Consider the following 3,077-nt stretch of genomic DNA (forward strand, 5'->3'; position numbering starts at 1 on the left):
AACCAGGGGGGAGACCCCGCGTGGCACGGGCCCCGTGGAGACGAGCAGGGACCCCGGAGAAGGTGCACCGGGATCCCTGGACGTCCTTGGCCGGCACGCCGACGATCAGCCGGCGCCGGCCCTCGTCAGCGGCGGGCCACCCCGTCCGCCCGCGCGGCCGCGGCCGTCGCCGCGGCAACGGCCGGGGCGACCCGGTCGTCGAACACGCTCGGGATGATGAGATCCTCGGCCAGCTCGTCCGCGATCACCCCGGCGAGCGCCCTCGCGGCGACGAGCTTCATGCCCTCCGTCACGCGGCTGGCCCGGACGTCGAGCGCTCCCCGGAAGATTCCGGGGAAGGCGAGGACGTTGTTGATCTGGTTCGGGTAGTCGCTGCGACCGGTCGCCACGATCCGCGCGTACTTGTGGGCGACCGCCGGGTCGATCTCGGGATCGGGGTTGGCCATCGCGAAAATGATCGCCTCTGGCGCCAGGGTGGCGACCGCTTCCTCCGGGACCTGCCCGGCGGACAGCCCGAGGAAGACGTCGGCGCCGGCGAGCGCGTCGGTGATGGACCCGGTCAGGCCGGCACGGTTGGTCTCGGCGGCGAGCGCGGCCTTGCTCGGGGTGAGGTTGTCCCGACCGGCGTAGAGGATGCCGCGGCTGTCACCGACCGCGATGTCCCCGATGCCGGCGGCCAGCAGGATGCGGGCCACGGCGGCGCCGGCGGCGCCCGCGCCGGACACCACGGCACGCAGATCACCGAGGGTGCGTCCGGTGAGCTTCGCCGCATTCTCCAGCGCGGCCAGCGCGACGATGGCTGTTCCGTGCTGGTCGTCGTGGAAGACCGGAATGTCGACGCGGTCCTGCAGGAGGCGCTCGATGGCGAAGCAGCGCGGTGCCGAGATGTCCTCGAGGTTGATCCCGCCGAAGCTCGGGGCGAGGCGCGCGACGGTGTCGACGATCTCCTCGACGTCCGTGCAGGCGAGGGCCAGTGGCACCGCGTCCACGTCAGCGAAGTGCTTGAACAGCGCGGCCTTGCCCTCCATCACCGGTAGGGAGGCCGCGGGGCCGATGTCACCGAGGCCGAGCACAGCCGTCCCATCGGTGACCACGGCGACGGTATTCGACCGCCAGGTGTAGTCGTCGGCGAGGGCCGGAGTCTCGGCGATGGCGGTACACACCCGCGCGACTCCGGGCGTGTAGGCCAGGGACAGGTCTTCCCGATTGTTCAGTGGAGCGGTGACGTCGATGCCGATCTTCCCTCCGCGGTGCAGGGCGAACGCGGGATCGTCGTCGGACGGCCGCGGGCTGAGCCCGGCGAGGCCCGACGTGGTGGAACCAAGAGTCGGCTGGTCAGTGGTTGCGGTCACGGAGGTTGCTCCTCGAACGAGCCGCCGGCGGACCCCGCGGCGATCGCGGTCTCACCTGGGCAGCGGCTACAATGTGCTCATACTCCCGTGCGGTGCGTGTTTCGCGGAAGAACAAGCCTGAGCGGTACCGCCTCATCGTGTAAGGCGGGCGATCGACCGGGTGTTGCCCGGGGTTGCTTCCAATATGACATACGCAGCCGTCTCCGCCCCCGACGGCGCTTCGCCGTCGGCGAACCGACAACGAACGTATCGGCAACGGAAACGAAACATACCGCCATGGAGAGGATGTCGGCACCCGAGAGAAGCATCACGTGATCAGAATCGGGGGTCTCCCCCCGGATACCGGCAAACCACCGACACACCCGCCCGGGCCCAAGAGGTAATCCGTGCACAGCGGCACTTTCTGTCGTACTCGGACGATGCCCATTCCGGCAATGACGGTAGCACTCCTGACGATTTCCGTCGGTGGCCGGAACGACGACCCCGGTGCCCCGGCGACGGCGACCCCCGGCATCCTCCGCCGACGGCGCCGTCCCTGGCCAGCTGCCCTAGGAGGTGCGCGACAAGGGCACTCCGACGGTGTGGCGACCAACAGTTCGGACGTACTGAACGAATTTCTTCGACACCGACGGAAGAACCATCGTCAGCATGGATATCGACCTGACCCGGTCGCTCGCCGGCCTCCTCCCGGCGGGCGAAGGTGCAGCGCGCCCAGATCGCCTTCGGCTCAGCCCCGCCATGACCCGCGTCCGATTGTTACGACATCGCTATGGATTCGGAATGAAATAACTTGTTCACTTCGGGGTCCTCGCGAGCCCGTGACCTGCGAAGACGCATATTGGCTTGCATTAATTACTTCATTACGAATTCTATGTCCTCTTTCACCGACACCAAGGAGCGGGAGAAGCGGGTGGAATTTGTCACCTACTTCACCGCGGCCCCTCCGTCACGGCCGGAGTCCGGGGCCGGCTCGGGTCCGGCGTCCTGGGAGGCGCGGGAGCGAACCGGTACCTTCGCACACGTGGAGATCAGCGAACTATCGGTTCCGGACGCCTGGGTGTTCACCCCACGTCAGCACTCCGACAGCCGCGGGACCTTCCTGGAGTGGTTCCGCTCGGACGCTCTCGCCGAGGCGGTGGGACATCCGCTCACCCTGTCGCAGGCCAACCACAGCGTGAGCCGGGCCGGCACGCTGCGCGGGGTGCACTACGCGCAGGTCCCCCCCAGTCAGGCGAAGTACGTGACGTGCGTGCACGGCCGGGTGCTGGACTGCGTCGTCGACATCAGGGTCGGCTCACCGACCTACGGGACGTTCGCGCCGGTCGTCCTCGACGACGTCGACCGGCGGGGCCTGTATGTCGCGGAGGGTCTCGGGCACGCCTTCATGGCGCTCACCGACGACGCCGCGATCTCCTACCTGTGCTCGACCCCGTACACCCCCGGGCGCGAGTACGGGGTCCACCCACTCGATCCCGATCTCGCGCTGCCCTGGCCCGACGATCTCGTACCGTTGCTGTCCGACAAGGACACCGCGGCGCCGTCACTCAAGGAGGCGGAGGCGGCTGGCCTACTGCCCGACTATCGCGCCTGCCGGGCCCTGTACGCCGAACTCCGCTCGGCGAGCGCCGCCGGGGACATCCGGTGATCCGGGTGGCCGGCCCCGGAGACGTCAAGGTCGTCCACCACCTGGTCACCGAACTACGCCGCGTACGCTTGTCTTCCGCA

Annotated in this window: 2 protein-coding genes; one reads left to right on the plus strand and one right to left on the minus strand. The window is 68.7% G+C overall.

Going from position 1 to position 3,077, the window contains the following annotated elements:
* Window positions 1-125: 125 nt before the first annotated feature.
* Window positions 126-1,352, minus strand: a complete 1,227-nt coding sequence (locus AC08OJ_RS19470) for an NAD(P)-dependent malic enzyme (protein WP_476594736.1) — start codon at window positions 1,350-1,352, stop codon at window positions 126-128.
* A gap of 1,021 nt (window positions 1,353-2,373) precedes the next feature.
* Here AC08OJ_RS19470 and AC08OJ_RS19475 point away from each other — a divergent pair.
* Window positions 2,374-2,997, plus strand: a complete 624-nt coding sequence (locus AC08OJ_RS19475; protein ID WP_476594737.1) for a dTDP-4-dehydrorhamnose 3,5-epimerase family protein — start codon at window positions 2,374-2,376, stop codon at window positions 2,995-2,997.
* The last annotated feature ends 80 nt before the right edge of the window (window positions 2,998-3,077 follow it).

Source organism: Frankia sp. CgKIO3 (assembly GCF_977946435.1).